Below are 15,072 nucleotides of genomic sequence, written 5' to 3'. Positions count from 1 at the left end.
ACCGTATATAAATAAGGTAATTATCTTCTTTTTGTTATTTTTAATGTAAATCACGATATACGCCAATTACTTTCCCGATAACTGACACTTGTTTTAAAATGATAGGTTCTAATGAAGAGTTTTCTGGTTGTAGACGGAAATGGTCTTTTTCTTTATAGAAACGTTTAACTGTTGCTTCGTTATCCTCTGTTAAAGCGACTACAATTTCACCATTATATGCAGACTGCTGTTGGCGAACAACAACTAAATCTCCATCGAAAATACCAGCTTCAATCATACTATCTCCAGAAATACGTAACATGAACACTTGGTCTGCTCCAGCAACAATACTAGCTGGAAGTGGGAAATGTTCTTCTACGCTTTCGACCGCTGTAATTGGTAAACCAGCAGTGACTTTTCCGACAATTGGAACTTGAATAACAGATTGTGTTTCCGTATCCATTCGGTCTTCACCTAAAATTTCAATGGCACGTGGTTTTGTTGGATCGCGTCGAATGTATCCTTTTTCTTCTAATCGTGATAAATGTCCGTGCACTGTAGAACTAGAAGCGAGGCCGACTGCTTGACCAATTTCACGTACGGAAGGTGGATATCCTTTTTCTTGTACTTTTAGCTTAATAAAGTCGAGAATGTCTTGCTGGCGTTTCGTTAACTTTTCCATGTTTTCTAACACCTCGTTTTCTTTCATTTTTCTTATTAATAAGTATAACATGTGAAAAAACATTCTACAAACATAAGTTCGAACAAATGGCGGATTTATGTTACACTATAGGGAAATAATAGGGAGAAAGAGGGGTTCAAAATGAATGCAATTATTTATGCACGTGTGAGTACAACGAAAGAAGCGCAAGAAACATCATTATTACGTCAAAAAGATGAATTATTGCATTTAGCTGAGCGCTATCAAATGAATGTTACTAAGGTGATTGAAGAGCAGGCTAGTGGATATACAATTGAACGTGACGGTATATTAGAGGTGTTGGATACAATTCGAGACGAACAAATTGATGTGTTACTTATACAAGATGAAACGCGTCTTGGTAGAGGAAATGCGAAGATCGCGTTAATGCATTGTTTACATAAAGAAGGCATAAAAGTATATACGCATACACATAATGGTGAATTACAATTGTCGGATTCTGATTCAATGGTATTAGATATTATTGGTATTGTTGAAGAATATCAAAGAAAGATTCATAATTTGAAAATTAAACGAGGTATGCAACGTGCAGTAGAAAAAGGTTATCGTCCAGAAAAAAATTTAAAAAATCGTCATTTAAGTGTAGGAAGAGAGAAAAAAGAAGTGCCAATTGAGGAAATTGTACGTTTGCGAAAAAGTGAACTCACGTTTGAAGAAATTGCAGCAACATTACGTGGATTTGGTCATAATGTTTCAAAGGCGACTGTACATCGTAGATATGTAGAGTATACGAAGCAATTGCTTGATAAAGAAGAGTAACTATTGTATGATAATAATCAGTTTTGATTAGAAGGGGGATTCGAGATGATTAATCACGAACTCGTTGAACGCATTAACTTCTTAGCGAAAAAAGCAAAAGCTGAAGGTTTAACTGAAGAAGAGCAACGTGAGCGTCAATCGCTACGTGAACAATATTTAAAAGGATTTCGTCAAAATATGTTAAACGAACTTAAAGGTATTAAAGTTGTTAACGAAGAAGGTACAGATGTTACACCGACGAAATTAAAAGCTTTAAAAAAGCAAGATAATGCAAAATTAAATTAAAAGATGGGCGAAGCCCATCTTTTTTATATGTAAAAATCGTTATTTAATAACTTTCCAGTTGTTATTAACTGTTGCTTCTATCGTTTTATGTTCCAATATATAATTAGCGATAAGTTCAGACATATCTGTGGGTATATCTTTTACTACCGGTTTGTTTTGAAACATAAAGAAATTTCCCCCGCCACTTGCACGATAATTATTCATTACAACGTCATATTCTTCATTCATATTAAGAGGAGCACTGTTATGCTGTAAAGATTCTACTCTTTCACCAATTGGTTTTGAAATGTTTAATACGTATGAAATCCCTTCCCACATATCATAATTATAATGTTGTGGCTTTGGTTCTATGTAGGTAGGACTTACGGTGATGGATCCATCTGTTTTTAATGTGAAATAAGAAGCAGAGAGTTCAAGAGCATTTTTTATATCCGCTCCAGTTATTCTAATTACTTTTAATGTGTTTGGATAAATATAATTAGAAACGATGTCACGCATTGTTACATGTTCCGGGAAACCTGGAGATGTATTATGGAACAAACTTGTACAAGAAATTGATACATTAGCTATATCCATCTGTATTTTATTTATGAATTCGATAAAAGGATGATCATGCAAACGAGTTTGCATAGCATCTGAAATTTGCATATCCCCCTGAATGATTCCAATAGGTTGATCAAGCCACTTTTGTGTTTTCTCTTCGTAATCGGCTACCAATGAAAGTACATCTTGGTCAGCCTCAACTCCTTGTACAGATAATAATTCAGAAGAACTCTCTTTTTTAACCCATTTATGTTTTGTTTTTTCGAATGTTATTTTTACTTTTCCAACTGAGTTTCCATTACATCCGGTCTGTAAAATTGTTACACCGTTAGCCATTGTGTGAGCAATTTCCCGGTGTTGGTGACCTGTTAATAAAATATCTATGTCTTCAATTTCATGGCACATTGCATATCCTTGGTTTTCTCCTGTTAAAACTTCAGTCGGTACCCCGGTTTGTAAATCTCGTTCAACTCCCCCGTGATACGCTACGACTAGTAAATCTGGTTTCTCATGTTTGCGAATGTAAGAAACCCACTTTTTCGTTGTTTCTAATGCATCTTCAAATTGTAAGTCTTTAATGTGATGGGGTTGTTCCCAATTGGTAATGTAGTGCGTTGTCACCCCTAAAATAGCGATTTTTATATTGGATTCAATCTGTTTGATTATATAAGGTTTTCCGAAATAAGGTTTCTTTATGTTTTTATCTAAAATGTTTGCTGATAGGTACGGGAAGTTCGCAGTAGTCACAGCGTTATTTAATATACCCATCCCGTAATTAAACTCATGATTGCCGATAATTGCAGCGTCATACTGTAAGTAATTCGCTAATAAGGACATTGGGTTTTTTTTGTTTTTTTCGTATGTAACATAATGATAAGTAAATGGTGTTCCTTGAATAAAGTCGCCATTATCAATTAAAAGAACGTTTGTATTTTGGGAACGTTCTTTTTTTATAAGAGTAGAAATTTTAGCTAAACCAAGTTCTGCTGGGGAGTTATCTTGGTAGTGAATAGGATAAACAGTGCCATGTATATCGCTTGTTAATAAGATGTTTAAAGTTACAGTTTGATTTTGTTCCAATATGACTCACCTTTTCTATTGTTATCTTCCAATTCATCATATCAAATATGTGAAGAGAATTTTAATGTGAGTGTATAGAATGTGTAAAGATTATGTAAATAATCAATTATTTGTAAAAATATGTGATATATTTCTTCATGTTTATGAAAGGTTATTTTATAACAATGAAAAATGGAGGCATTAATATGTTGAAAAAAGTTTTTGCAATGAGCACAACAGTTGTACTAGCAGCGGGATTATTAAGTGGCTGTGGAACGAAGGAATCAAGTGCAAGTAAAAATGAAGATACGAAAAAAGGGTATGTACCGAAGACTTTAAATGTTCAATTTGTTCCTTCTCAAAATGCAGATACGTTAGAGGCGAAGGCAAAACCGCTTGAGAAGCTATTAAGTGATAAGTTAAATATTCCAGTAAAAGTTAGTATTTCAACGAACTACAATACAATTGTAGAAGCGATGGCATCTAAACAAGTAGATGTAGGATTTTTACCGCCAACAGCGTACGTATTAGCACATGAAAAGAAGGCTGCAAATGTAATTTTACAAGCACAACGTTTTGGAGTAGAGGATGAAACAGGAGCTCCTACAAAAGATTTAGTAGATTATTATAAATCTGAGTTTGTTGTTAAAAAAGACTCTAATATAAATAGTGTAAAAGATTTAAAAGGTAAAAAGATTGGTTATCAAGATGTAACATCATCAGCAGGGTATGTATGGCCTGCAGCTGTTCTATTAAAAGAGGGAATTGATCCGTTAAAAGATGTGAAACCTGTTACATTAAAAGGTCACGATCAGTCGCTTATTGCTCTTTTAAATGGTGACGTAGATGCAGCTGTTGTATTCCAAGATGCTCGTAATATTGTAAAAAAAGATTATCCGAATATATTCGAGCAAACGAAAATAGTGAAATTTACGGAGAAAATTCCAAACGATACGATTTCGGTACGTTCTGATTTAGATGAAGAGTGGAGCAAGAAATTACAGGATGCTTTCATTGAAATTGGAAAAAATGAGGAAGGTCACAAAATCATTAAAGAAGTATATTCACATGAAGGATATGTTAAATCTGATGATAGTAAATTTGACATCGTTCGTGAATATGGGAAGAAAGTAAAAACGCAATAATACATATGGAAATGGCAGCTAGCTGAAAGGGAATGTTTTCAGTTAGTTTGTCGTTTTGAATACATAGAAGGTAGGTAAGATGTGTGATAGAATTTCGAAATGTCTCCAAAGTGTATCCAAATGGTACAAAAGGATTGAATAATATAAACTTGAAAATTCAAAAAGGTGAGTTTGTTGTAATGGTAGGGCTGTCCGGAGCTGGAAAGTCTACACTTCTAAAATCGGTAAATCGTCTTCATGAGATTACAGAAGGCGAAATCATGATTGAATGTGAGTCTATTACTGCTGCAAAAGGAAAAGATTTACGACGTATGCGCCGGGATATTGGTATGATCTTTCAAAGTTTTAACCTTGTAAAGCGATCAACAGTATTGAAGAATGTATTAGCTGGCCGTGTTGGATATCATTCGACATTGCGTACAACGTTAGGTTTGTTTCCGAAAGAGGATGTGGAGCTCGCATTTCAAGCGTTAAAAAGAGTGAATATTTTAGAAAAAGCATATGCACGTGCTGATGAATTATCAGGAGGACAACAACAACGTGTATCGATAGCTAGAGCATTGGCGCAAGAAGCAAAAATCATATTGGCAGATGAACCTGTTGCGTCGTTAGATCCGCTAACAACAAAGCAAGTATTAGATGATTTAAAGAAAATTAATGAAGATTTTGGAATTACAACAATTGTAAACTTACATTCTATTGCTTTAGCTAGGCAATATGCGACGCGTATTATTGGATTACATGCAGGCGAAATTGTTTTTGATGGTTTAGTAGAAGCAGCAACGGATGAAAAGTTTGCTGAAATTTATGGTGACGTAGCACAGAAAAGTGAATTGTTAGAGGTGGCAGCTAAATGAATGATGTGACGATATATTCGAAGTCGATACCGAAGCCGCCGAGTAAGTTAAAACATATGTTAACGTTTATTCTATTCATTTTACTGTTGTGGGGAAGTAGTATACAGGTCGACGCATCATTTTCAAAGATAGTAGTTGGTTTTCCTAATATAATGGATTTGTTAAAAGAAATGGTGCCGCCAGATTGGAGTTATTTTCAAGTTATTACAACAGCAATGTTAGATACAATACGTATGGCGATTATTGGGACGACTTTAGGAGCGATTTTAGCTATTCCACTTGCACTGTTTGCGGCAAGTAATGTGTTTACTAGTACATTTTTATACAGTCCAGCTCGATTGATTTTAAATTTTATTCGAACGATACCAGATTTATTATTAGCGGCAATTTTCGTAGCTATTTTTGGAATAGGACCACTTCCGGGTATTTTAGCTCTTACTTTTTTCTCAATTGGGCTCGTGGCGAAATTGTTGTATGAATCAATTGAATCAATTGACCCTGGCCCACTAGAAGCGATGACAGCTGTAGGGGCTAATAAGGTGCAATGGATTGTTTATGGAGTCATTCCACAAGTAAAAGCACACTTTGTTTCCTATGTACTATATACATTTGAGGTGAATGTACGGGCAGCGGCTGTCCTAGGTTTAGTAGGAGCAGGTGGTATTGGACTATATTATGATCGTACACTTGGATTTTTACAATATCAACAAACTGCATCTATTATCATCTATACTCTTGTTGTTGTATTGGTAATTGATTATGTAAGTACATTGTTGCGGGAGAAATTATAATGAGTAAAACGACGATAATCGTACCAAAACCGAAGAAACCGAGTGTGTATCGCTCGTTTATTTTTATAGCACTTACATTTGTTTATATATGGGCTTTTTCAGGAGTACCGCTAGAGGGAATAAAGGAAACGGCGGGAGAAATTACAAAAGCAATTATGACAGGGATATTGACTCCAGACTGGTCGTATGTATCTTTGCCAGATGGTGAAGATTTATTACATGGATTAATTGATACGTTGGCAATTGCGATATTAGGTACATTTATTTCTGCATTTTTATCTGTTCCGTTTGCTTTTTGGGCGGCAACGAATATGAGTAGTGGAAAATTAACTTCAGGATTTGGGAAATTTGTACTTAGTTTTGTTCGTACGTTTCCTGAATTAGTTATGGCTCTTTTATTTATAAAAGCTGTTGGTCCAGGCTCTTTTGCAGGAGTATTAGCCTTAGGATTGCATTCTATTGGAATGTTAGGAAAACTATATTCAGAAGGAATTGAAAACATAGATAAAGGACCGACGGAAGCGTTACTAGCAACAGGAGCAAATCGTTTTCAAATACTTTGGTATGCGGTGTTACCGCAAGTGTTACCAGATTTTCTATCGTATACGTTATACAGATTTGAAATTAATGTACGATCCGCTGCGATTTTAGGAGTTATCGGAGCAGGAGGGATTGGTACACCTTTAATTTTTGCGCTGAGTTCACGGAATTGGTCTCGTGTTGGTATTATTTTATTAGGTATTATTTTAATGGTAATTATAATTGATTTGATTTCAAGCTCGATTCGGAAACGGATTGTTTAACTTATTTGAAAAGCATCGAAGTTAGATGCTTTTTTATGTTTTTAAAAACTTATTTAAAAAAGTAAGTGTAGAAGAAATTTGTATAAATATACAGATAATTCCCTTTCTTTTTAAAATAAAAATAATGAAAAAGTATGTCATATTGAATGCCCATACATTCCCGGATACATTGATTTTTTTATAAAAAATCAAAAAAATATCAACATATTTGTCGATACATGTTGTATAATCTTGCGTGGGAAGCTATCATATAAATGTATAAAACGTTTACTAATATAAGCGAAGGGAAGAATAGCATGTCACATTCAATCGAACAACTTTCTATCAACACGATTCGCACATTATCCATCGATGCGATTGAAAAAGCAAACTCTGGTCACCCAGGAATGCCAATGGGTGCAGCACCAATGGCTTATACATTATGGACTCAATTTATGAAACACAATCCAAATAACCCAACGTGGTTTAACCGTGATCGTTTCGTATTATCTGCAGGTCATGGTTCAATGTTATTATACAGCCTACTTCACCTATCTGGTTATGATGTAACAATGGATGACTTAAAGAACTTCCGTCAATGGGGAAGCAAAACTCCAGGACATCCTGAGTATGGTCATACAGCTGGTGTAGATGCAACGACTGGTCCACTTGGACAAGGTATTGCAACTGCTGTAGGTATGGCAATGGCTGAAAGACATTTAGCTGCTAAATATAACCGTGATGCGTATAATGTAGTAGATCATTATACATACGCTATTTGTGGTGATGGAGATTTAATGGAGGGCGTTTCTGCTGAAGCATCTTCATTAGCTGCTCATTTACAATTAGGTCGTCTTGTTGTGCTTTACGATTCAAACGATATTTCATTAGATGGCGATTTAAATCGTTCATTCTCTGAAAGTGTAGAAGATCGTTACAAAGCATACGGATGGCAAGTAATCCGTGTTGAGGATGGAAACGATATTGAAGCAATCGCGAAAGCAATTGAAGAAGCGAAAGCTGACGAAAAACGCCCAACGCTAATTGAAGTAAGAACGACAATTGGTTTCGGTTCTCCAAACAAATCAGGAAAATCAGCTTCACATGGTTCTCCACTTGGTGTAGAAGAAACAAAATTAACGAAAGAAGCATATGCTTGGACTGCTGAGCAAGACTTCCACGTAGCAGAAGAAGTATATGACAACTTCCGTAAAACAGTACAAGATGTTGGTGAAACTGCGCAAGCTGAGTGGAACACGATGCTAGGTGAATATGCACAAGCATACCCAGAATTAGCAAACGAATTCCAAGCAGCAATGAACGGTCAACTTCCAGAAGGTTGGGAGCAAAACTTACCAACTTATGAATTAGGATCAAAAGCAGCAACTCGTAATTCTTCTGGTGCTGTAATTAATGCAATTGCAGAGTCTGTACCATCATTCTTCGGTGGATCTGCTGACCTTGCTGGTTCTAACAAAACATACATGAATAACGAAAAAGACTTTACAAGAGATGATTACAGCGGTAAAAACATTTGGTACGGTGTACGTGAGTTCGCAATGGGTGCAGCAATGAACGGTATTGCACTACATGGTGGTTTAAAAACTTACGGTGGTACGTTCTTCGTATTCTCTGATTACTTACGTCCAGCAATTCGCCTTGCAGCATTAATGCAATTGCCAGTAACGTATGTATTCACACATGACAGTATCGCTGTTGGTGAAGATGGTCCAACACATGAACCAATCGAGCAATTAGCAGCGCTTCGTGCAATGCCAAACGTTTCTGTTATCCGTCCTGCTGATGGTAACGAATCTGTTGCAGCTTGGAGACTAGCTTTAGAATCTACAAACAAACCAACTGCTTTAGTATTAACTCGTCAAGACCTTCCAACATTAGAAGGTGCAAAAGATGATACGTATGAAAAAGTAGCAAAAGGTGCATATGTAGTTTCTGCAAGCAAGAAAGAAACGGCTGACGTAATCTTACTTGCAACTGGATCTGAAGTAAGCCTAGCTGTTGAAGCTCAAAAAGCATTAGCAGTAGACGGCGTTGACGCAGCTGTTGTCAGCATGCCATCTATGGATCGCTTCGAAGCTCAAACTGCAGAGTACAAAGAATCTGTATTACCAAAAGCAGTAACAAAACGTTTCGCAATCGAAATGGGTGCTACATTCGGATGGCACCGTTACGTAGGTCTTGAAGGAGATGTGTTAGGTATCGATACATTCGGTGCTTCTGCTCCTGGTGAGAAGATTATGGAAGAGTATGGATTTACTGTAGAGAACGTTGTTCGTAAAGTAAAAGAAATGCTTTAATCATTTCAGAAAAATCTCTCCGGCATGGAGAGGTTTTTCTATGTAAATGAGTTTTTTCGACAGAAAAAGTTTTTTATCTCTCCGCAGTCAGACAATCATTGCAAATTTTCTTATATATAATGAAGAGAAAAGGTTGTCCAGATTGGGAGTGGAAAAATGAAAACGTATGAATTGTATTTAATTCAAGAGGATATTGCGAAAGCTTATTTTGGTCGTGAATATTTGTTTTTTGATTTATTTGCTCGATTTTCAGAATCTGGGTCCCTTTCGGAGAAAAAAGTGTTATATAAGCAAATGATGTATATAACGATGCCATTGCAAGTAATGAAAATTCATCATAAATTAGAACAAGCTTTGCGCGTTCTTGGTAAATATGATAGAACACATCATACACATACACTTTATACGGGAGCGGAGTACGGCGAAATAATGGTGAAACCGCACTATATTCGTATGAATACCTCTGGAAATGTCTCTATGGAAACGACGTTCTTTGAGGTGTTAAGAAAGTGTGAATTAACATTTTTAGCTATGGATTATGAAAATACAAAGTACGGATGGCTGAATCCTCTAAAACAAGTACGAACATATGTGTAAAAAATGTCGAATTGTATCTTGTCTTATTGAAAAGGTTTTAGTACACTGTAAGGTAGACAACATGAAGGAGGAAAATATATGCCAATTTGGTTAGGTATTCTAGTGGGCGTAGTAGCACTAGTAGCAGGCGTGGCGTTAGGATTTTTCATTGCCCGCAAATACATGATGAATTACTTACAAAAAAATCCACCAATTAACGAACAAATGTTAAAAATGATGATGATGCAAATGGGACAAAAACCTTCCCAAAAGAAAATCAATCAAATGATGAGCGCAATGAACAAGCAACAAATGAAATAAGCGCTAAAAGACACTCGCTAAGAGTGTCTTTCTTTTTGTTAGTTATAGTTTTTAAAACTTTTAAAAATTCTGTATTTTTGGTAAACTGAAAACATCGCTCATTTTAAGGGAGGAGGAAAAAAATGAAAGTGTTTATGAATTTAGCGTGGTTTTTTAAACAAGAAAAACGAGCGTACATAACTGGAATTATTTTATTGTTTGGCGTTGCACTTTTAGAACTTGTAGCACCAAAAGTAATTGGAATCGTTGTAGATGAAATTAATGATGGAACATTGACGACCGATAAGTTACTAAAATGGGTTGTACTATTAGTAATTGTAGGTATTACGATGTACATATTACGTTACATATGGCGTATTATGATTTTCGGGTCTTCATTAAAATTAGCTCGCCAATTACGAAAAAATTTGTATGAACATTTTACAAAGATGAGTCCATCTTTCTATCAGTCAAATCGGACAGGTGATTTAATGGCACATGCGACCAATGATATTCAAGCGATCCAGCAAACTGCTGGAGCAGGTGTTTTGACGCTTGTTGACTCATTAGCTGTCGGAGGATGTGTACTCGTAGCGATGGGTTTTACAATTAGTTGGAAGTTAACATTATTAAGTTTAATTCCAATGCCGATTGTAGCTATTTCGACAAATTATTATGGAACTTTATTACATAAAAGGTTTCATAAAGCACAGCAATCGTTTTCGGAAATCAATGATAAAGTGCAAGAGAGTATGAGTGGAATGAAAGTGATTCGCTCGCTTGGACAAGAGAAAGAAGATTTACAGGCGTTTCGAAGAAAATCAGAAGATGTTGTACATAAAAATGTGTTAGTTGCACGTATTGATTCGTTATTTGATCCGACAATCTCTCTTATCGTTGGATTTTCTTTTTTAATCGCAGTATGTTACGGATCGGTATTAGTTGTAAGAGGTGAATTAACAGTAGGTGATCTCGTTACATTTACGACATATTTAGGTACCCTCGTTTGGCCAATGTTAGCGTTTGGATGGTTATTCAATATTATGGAGCGTGGGCGTGCTTCATATGACCGTGTAGAAAAAATTCTTTCACAAAAATCAGATGTAGTAAATAGCGAAAATGCTGTACATACAATAGCGAGCGGTAATGTTTCGTTTGCCGTTGATTCATTTTCGTATAAGAAAAATGAATTGTTACATTTAAACGATATTCACTTTGATTTGAAGAAGGGCGAAACGCTAGGAGTTGTAGGACGTACAGGCGCAGGGAAAACGACTTTATTAAAATGTTTAATCCGTGAGTATGATCATTTTAATGGTGAATTAAAAATTGGGGAGCGAGATATTCGAGATATAACACTTCATGGTGTCCGTTCTGCCATTTCATACGTGCCGCAAGATCATTTTTTATTTTCAGCAAGTATTGGCGAGAATATTGCCTTTGGAAAGGCGGATGCTACATATAATGAAATTACCCAAGCAGCAGAGATTGCTTGTATTCATAATGACATCCTCCAATTTTCAGAAGGATATGAAACAGTAGTAGGGGAAAGAGGTGTTTCGTTATCTGGTGGTCAAAAACAGCGAATCTCTATTGCTCGTGCTTTATTAACAAATGCTGAAATTTTAATTTTGGATGATTGTTTATCAGCGGTAGATGCAAAAACAGAAGAGACGATTTTAAGTGCCTTAAAGAGGGAGAGAGCAGGGAAAACGACGATTATTACTGCACACCGATTAAGTGCAATTCAGCATGCCAATCTTATTCTTGTTGTTGATGAAGGTAGAATTGTACAAAGAGGTACACATGAGGAATTAATGAAGGAAAACGGCTGGTATAAGGAAATGTATGAAAGCCAGCAATTAGAAGCTTTAGTCGAGAAAGGAGGCGTATGATGGTAGAGAAGAAGCGAAGTGATTTAAGTAGATTGCTTTCCTATATGAAGCCATATAAAGGGTTACTATCTTTAGCATTTATCTTTTTAGTTGGTGCGACAGTAACGGAAATGATGGGTCCTTTTTTAATTAAACAATTCCTCGATGAACACCTAGTACCGCGGGATTTTGAACGATCAGCGCTCGTTACTTTATTTGTAATTTACATAGTTGCTCATTTATTAAAAGTACTATTTACGTATTTAAATCTATTGTACTTTCAGAACATTGCTTTTAAGATTGTTCAAGATATGCGAGTTGAAGTATATGAACATGTTCAAAAGCTGTCATTAAGTTTCTTTGATCGTACGCCGATTGGTACACTTGTATCGCGTATAACAAATGATACGGAAGCGATTAAAGATTTTTATGTCAGTGTATTATCAACATTTGTAAAAAATGTAGTCTTTTTAGTAGGTATTTTAGTAGCGATGTTTTTATTAGATGTAAAATTAGCGCTATTTTCTCTCGTATTAATTCCGATAATGTTTGCGATTATGGTATTATATCGCCGGAAAAGTGCAGCTTTTTATTTAGAAGTACGTAATCAACTAAGCGTGTTAAATGCAAAGTTGAACGAGTCCATACAAGGAATGAATATTGTTCAAGTGTTCAGACAAGAAAAACGTATGAGAAAAGAGTTTGAAGAAGTGAATAATAAACATTATAGTGCAGGGCGACGTACTTTGAAGTTAGACGCATTACTTTTACGACCAGCTACGGATTTAGTACATATTGTAGCTATTGCGTTAGTACTAGGTTTATTTGGGATTGATGCTTTAAAGAGCCCTGTTGAAGTAGGAGTTTTATATGCTTTTGTTAACTATATACATCGTTTCTTCCAACCTGTAAATGAGATGATGATGAAATTGTCCTTCTTCCAACAGGCACTTGTTTCGTCATCACGTGTATTTCATTTAATGGACGAGAAAGATTTAGCACCGGTTCAAAAAGGCAATGAGAATCCTCAAATCGTGGATGGAGATATTGAATTTAAAAATGTTACTTTTTCATATGATGGAAAGCGTGACGTTTTAAAAAATGTATCATTTCACGTGAAACAAGGGCAAACGGTTGCTTTTGTTGGGCATACTGGTAGCGGAAAAAGTACGATTATGAATTTGTTAATGCGATTTTATAATATTAAGTCAGGAAATATTGTAATAGACGGTGTAGATTTAGAAAAATTTGAAGAACGAGAAATTAGAAAGAAAATAGGACTCGTATTGCAAGATGCATTTTTATTTGCTGGAAATGTAAAGCAAAATATTCGTATGTATAATGAAGAAATTACGGATGAAGAAGTAAAAGAAGCTGCTCGATTTGTGCAAGCGAATACGTTTATTGAAAAGTTACCAAAACAGTATGAAACAGAAGTAGTAGAAAGAGGTGCAGCATTTTCAAGCGGTCAACGACAATTAATTGCTTTTGCTAGAACGATAGCAACGAATCCGAAAGTATTAGTATTAGATGAAGCAACAGCTAATATCGATACAGAAACAGAAGAGGCTATTCAAACAGCGTTGCAACAAATGCGAAAAGGTAGAACGACGATAGCCATTGCGCATAGGTTATCTACAATTCAAGATGCGGATCAAATTTTTGTGATGCATGATGGAGAGATAGTAGAGAGAGGGACACATCAAGAATTATTAAGTGAGCAAGGTTTGTATTATAATATGTATTTGCTACAAAATAAAGTGAGTTTGCAAAAGGCCTTGTAATACAAGGTCTTTTTTATTTTGTATACAAAATATGTTTACTCTTTGTTTCTATAGCATAAATGTCGTGTCCTCTTATGAAACTTGTACATATTGTATGTATACGAAGTAAAAAAATGATAGGAGATTTTATATGCAAAACAGATCAAGTTCAAATGTTACGTTTATTGATGTGTCTCATTGGGAAGGGAATATTGATTGGAATGCAGTGAAGGCATCTGGAATTCCAGCAGCGTATGCAAAAGCGACAGAAGGTGTAAACTACATTGATCCTACTTTTACTAAGAATGTACAAGCAGCACGAAATGCGAATGTATTAATTGGTGCATACCATTTTGCACGCCCAGAACAAAATGATGCAATTTCAGAGGCAAAATATTTTGTGAGTATATTACAAAATAACCAGACAGACTTAATGCCAGTTCTGGATTTAGAATCACCAATAGATCCGAGTAACAGTAATTTAACTGGTAACGCTATATCGAATTGGGCAAGAAGCTTCATAAATTATGTGAAACAGGCTACTGGAAAAGATGTAATGTTATATACAGGAGTTTGGTATATTAATGAGTTCGGAATTAGCGGATTAAGTGATATACCGCTTTGGATTGCTAAATACTCGAGTACACCGCCTGCTGATGCTGGTGGATGGACAACGTGGACAGCGTGGCAGTACACAGATTCAGGACAAATTTCAGGCGTAGGAAATTGTGATGTATCAGCTGCAGTTTCATTAGAAGCTTTAAAAGGGAATGGAGCAAGTGGTGGAGGTAATGTTTCCCCGCCTAATAATGCAACTCCAGTGTACGGGGTTGCTATAATTAATGGAGATAATGTGAATTTGAGAAGTGGACCATCTTTGCAGTCTAGTGTAATTCGCCAATTGAATCGTGGCGAAACATATGAAGTTTGGGGAGAACAAGATGGATGGCTTTGTTTAGGGACAAATCAGTGGGTATATAATGATCCGAGTTATATTCAGTATAAACATTATGTGGCGACTATTACTGGTGATAATGTAAATTTGCGTGATGCTCCATCATTAAATGGAAATGTTATAAGACAGTTACATCATGGTGAATCGTATCGAGTATGGAGTAAGCAAGATGGATGGCTTTGCTTAGGAACAAATCAATGGATATACTATGATCCAAGTTATATTCAGTATGGTGTACAATAGAGTGAAAATAAAAGGTGCCCCGTCAGAGGTGCCTTTTATTAAAAATATACAACTTTTACAAAGTCTATATCGAAACCATAGTATACTATAATAGATATATTTATAAAAAATAATCGAAAATG

General features: G+C 35.7%; 14 protein-coding genes. 12 read left to right on the top strand and 2 right to left on the bottom strand.

Annotation, left to right across the window (positions count from 1 at the left end):
- Nucleotides 1-40: 40 nt before the first annotated feature.
- Nucleotides 41-661: a transcriptional repressor LexA gene (gene lexA / locus C3Y97_RS18705; protein WP_000413738.1), complete on the bottom strand. Its 621-nt coding sequence runs from the start codon at nt 659-661 to the stop codon at nt 41-43.
- A gap of 141 nt (nt 662-802) precedes the next feature.
- Between lexA and C3Y97_RS18700 the strand changes: the two genes are divergently transcribed.
- Entirely contained in the window at nt 803-1,459 is a 657-nt protein-coding gene (locus C3Y97_RS18700) for a YneB family resolvase-like protein (RefSeq protein WP_000991469.1), read from the top strand.
- A gap of 45 nt (nt 1,460-1,504) precedes the next feature.
- Complete coding sequence (locus tag C3Y97_RS18695) at nt 1,505-1,744, top strand: DUF896 domain-containing protein (protein WP_000607015.1); 240 nt, start codon at nt 1,505-1,507, stop codon at nt 1,742-1,744.
- Between the two features lie 39 nt (nt 1,745-1,783).
- Here the strand turns inward: C3Y97_RS18695 and C3Y97_RS18690 are convergent, their stop codons facing one another.
- The gene (locus tag C3Y97_RS18690) at nt 1,784-3,367 is read right to left on the bottom strand and encodes a bifunctional metallophosphatase/5'-nucleotidase (protein WP_000437456.1); all 1,584 of its coding nucleotides are present in this window, start codon (nt 3,365-3,367) and stop codon (nt 1,784-1,786) included.
- A gap of 185 nt (nt 3,368-3,552) precedes the next feature.
- Between C3Y97_RS18690 and C3Y97_RS18685 the strand changes: the two genes are divergently transcribed.
- The 10 genes from C3Y97_RS18685 (at nt 3,553) to C3Y97_RS18640 (ending at nt 14,950) form a co-directional block, all read left to right on the top strand.
- The gene (locus C3Y97_RS18685) at nt 3,553-4,491 is read left to right on the top strand and encodes a phosphate/phosphite/phosphonate ABC transporter substrate-binding protein (RefSeq protein WP_000915065.1); all 939 of its coding nucleotides are present in this window, start codon (nt 3,553-3,555) and stop codon (nt 4,489-4,491) included.
- 83 nt (nt 4,492-4,574) lie between these two features.
- Nucleotides 4,575-5,348 (top strand): phosphonate ABC transporter ATP-binding protein, encoded by a 774-nt coding sequence (gene phnC / locus C3Y97_RS18680; RefSeq protein ID WP_000569244.1) that lies wholly within the window; start codon nt 4,575-4,577, stop codon nt 5,346-5,348.
- Nucleotides 5,345-6,139 carry a phosphonate ABC transporter, permease protein PhnE gene (phnE, locus tag C3Y97_RS18675; protein WP_001000760.1) on the top strand — a complete coding sequence of 265 codons (795 nt, stop codon included), beginning with the start codon at nt 5,345-5,347 and terminating at the stop codon, nt 6,137-6,139. Before phnC ends, phnE (C3Y97_RS18675) begins: the two co-directional genes overlap by 4 nt.
- On the top strand, nt 6,139-6,942 hold the full coding sequence (gene phnE, locus C3Y97_RS18670) for a phosphonate ABC transporter, permease protein PhnE (protein WP_000047897.1): 804 nt from the start codon (nt 6,139-6,141) through the stop codon (nt 6,940-6,942). The genes phnE (C3Y97_RS18675) and phnE (C3Y97_RS18670) overlap by 1 nt, the downstream gene beginning before the upstream one ends.
- A 296-nt stretch (nt 6,943-7,238) precedes the next feature.
- Nucleotides 7,239-9,239, top strand: coding sequence for a transketolase (tkt, locus tag C3Y97_RS18665; RefSeq protein WP_000019766.1), 2,001 nt, complete (start codon nt 7,239-7,241; stop codon nt 9,237-9,239).
- Nucleotides 9,240-9,395: 156 nt separating this feature from the next.
- Nucleotides 9,396-9,836 carry a sporulation inhibitor of replication protein SirA gene (sirA, locus tag C3Y97_RS18660; RefSeq protein ID WP_000860645.1) on the top strand — a complete coding sequence of 147 codons (441 nt, stop codon included), beginning with the start codon at nt 9,396-9,398 and terminating at the stop codon, nt 9,834-9,836.
- 78 nt (nt 9,837-9,914) lie between these two features.
- A complete protein-coding gene (locus tag C3Y97_RS18655) occupies nt 9,915-10,136 on the top strand; it encodes a YneF family protein (protein WP_001123317.1) in 222 nt (73 codons plus the stop codon).
- 122 nt (nt 10,137-10,258) lie between these two features.
- On the top strand, nt 10,259-12,010 hold the full coding sequence (locus C3Y97_RS18650; protein ID WP_000862455.1) for an ABC transporter ATP-binding protein: 1,752 nt from the start codon (nt 10,259-10,261) through the stop codon (nt 12,008-12,010).
- Entirely contained in the window at nt 12,010-13,773 is a 1,764-nt protein-coding gene (locus C3Y97_RS18645; protein ID WP_000229520.1) for an ABC transporter ATP-binding protein, read from the top strand. Before C3Y97_RS18650 ends, C3Y97_RS18645 begins: the two co-directional genes overlap by 1 nt.
- A 130-nt stretch (nt 13,774-13,903) precedes the next feature.
- Complete coding sequence (locus tag C3Y97_RS18640) at nt 13,904-14,950, top strand: GH25 family lysozyme (RefSeq protein ID WP_001181393.1); 1,047 nt, start codon at nt 13,904-13,906, stop codon at nt 14,948-14,950.
- The last annotated feature ends 122 nt before the right edge of the window (nt 14,951-15,072 follow it).

The sequence above is a fragment of the Bacillus sp. DU-106 genome, assembly GCF_004799705.1.
Taxonomy (GTDB): domain Bacteria; phylum Bacillota; class Bacilli; order Bacillales; family Bacillaceae_G; genus Bacillus_A; species Bacillus_A cereus.
The sequence above is the reverse complement of the archived record's forward strand: the minus strand, read 5'-3'. Positions and strand labels throughout refer to the sequence as shown.

Excerpts from the sequence above, each read along its gene's own strand:
- lexA (WP_000413738.1), bottom strand. The coding sequence starts at position 661 with ATGGAAAAGTTAACGAAACGCCAGCAAGACATTCTCGACTTTATTAAG.
- C3Y97_RS18700 (WP_000991469.1), top strand. The coding sequence starts at position 803 with ATGAATGCAATTATTTATGCACGTGTGAGTACAACGAAAGAAGCGCAA.
- C3Y97_RS18695 (WP_000607015.1), top strand. The coding sequence starts at position 1,505 with ATGATTAATCACGAACTCGTTGAACGCATTAACTTCTTAGCGAAAAAA.
- C3Y97_RS18685 (WP_000915065.1), top strand. The coding sequence starts at position 3,553 with ATGTTGAAAAAAGTTTTTGCAATGAGCACAACAGTTGTACTAGCAGCG.
- phnE (WP_001000760.1), top strand. The coding sequence starts at position 5,345 with ATGAATGATGTGACGATATATTCGAAGTCGATACCGAAGCCGCCGAGT.
- phnE (WP_000047897.1), top strand. The coding sequence starts at position 6,139 with ATGAGTAAAACGACGATAATCGTACCAAAACCGAAGAAACCGAGTGTG.
- tkt (WP_000019766.1), top strand. The coding sequence starts at position 7,239 with ATGTCACATTCAATCGAACAACTTTCTATCAACACGATTCGCACATTA.
- sirA (WP_000860645.1), top strand. The coding sequence starts at position 9,396 with ATGAAAACGTATGAATTGTATTTAATTCAAGAGGATATTGCGAAAGCT.
- C3Y97_RS18655 (WP_001123317.1), top strand. The coding sequence starts at position 9,915 with ATGCCAATTTGGTTAGGTATTCTAGTGGGCGTAGTAGCACTAGTAGCA.
- C3Y97_RS18650 (WP_000862455.1), top strand. The coding sequence starts at position 10,259 with ATGAAAGTGTTTATGAATTTAGCGTGGTTTTTTAAACAAGAAAAACGA.
- C3Y97_RS18645 (WP_000229520.1), top strand. The coding sequence starts at position 12,010 with ATGGTAGAGAAGAAGCGAAGTGATTTAAGTAGATTGCTTTCCTATATG.
- C3Y97_RS18640 (WP_001181393.1), top strand. The coding sequence starts at position 13,904 with ATGCAAAACAGATCAAGTTCAAATGTTACGTTTATTGATGTGTCTCAT.